Raw genomic sequence first — 463 nt, 5'->3', positions numbered from 1 at the left:
TATTACTATTCGCCCCTAAGGAGGATGTGGGATTCGAACCCACGCACGCTTTTACACGCCTGACGGTTTTCAAGACCGTTCCCTTCAGCCGGACTTGGGTAATCCTCCAAGATAACACTATGGACCTTGTAGGACTTGAACCTACGACCACTCGGTTATGAGCCGAGAGCTCTAACCAGCTGAGCTAAAGGTCCGACAAGATCATTATAGCGGCGAAGGGGATCGAACCCCCGACCTCCCGGGTATGAACCGGACGCTCTAGCCAGCTGAGCTACACCGCCATCTATCGGGAAGACAGGATTCGAACCTGCGACACCTTGGTCCCAAACCAAGTACTCTACCAAGCTGAGCTACTTCCCGAACTTAAGTTATTACTTAATGCACCCTAGAGGAGTCGAACCTCTAACCGCCTGATTCGTAGTCAGGTACTCTATCCAGTTGAGCTAAGGGTGCTCATCTTCTG

At 51.6% G+C, this 463-nt stretch carries 5 tRNA genes; all 5 read right to left on the bottom strand.

What is annotated here, in order from left to right:
- Positions 1–18 precede the first annotated feature (18 nt).
- A tRNA-Ser gene (locus tag RG608_RS11560) sits at positions 19–108 on the bottom strand.
- A 12-nt stretch (positions 109–120) separates the two neighbouring features.
- Positions 121–194, bottom strand: a tRNA-Ile gene (locus RG608_RS11555).
- 13 nt (positions 195–207) lie between these two features.
- Positions 208–281, bottom strand: a tRNA-Met gene (locus tag RG608_RS11550).
- Positions 282–286: 5 nt separating this feature from the next.
- Positions 287–360, bottom strand: a tRNA-Pro gene (locus tag RG608_RS11545).
- A 19-nt stretch (positions 361–379) separates the two neighbouring features.
- Positions 380–453 (bottom strand) — tRNA-Arg (locus RG608_RS11540).
- Between the last annotated feature and the right edge of the window lie 10 nt (positions 454–463).

This window comes from Streptococcus sp. IsoGale022 (assembly GCF_031142805.1).
GTDB classification, from domain to species: domain Bacteria; phylum Bacillota; class Bacilli; order Lactobacillales; family Streptococcaceae; genus Streptococcus; species Streptococcus sanguinis_A.
The sequence above is the reverse complement of the archived record's forward strand: the minus strand, read 5'-3'. Positions and strand labels throughout refer to the sequence as shown.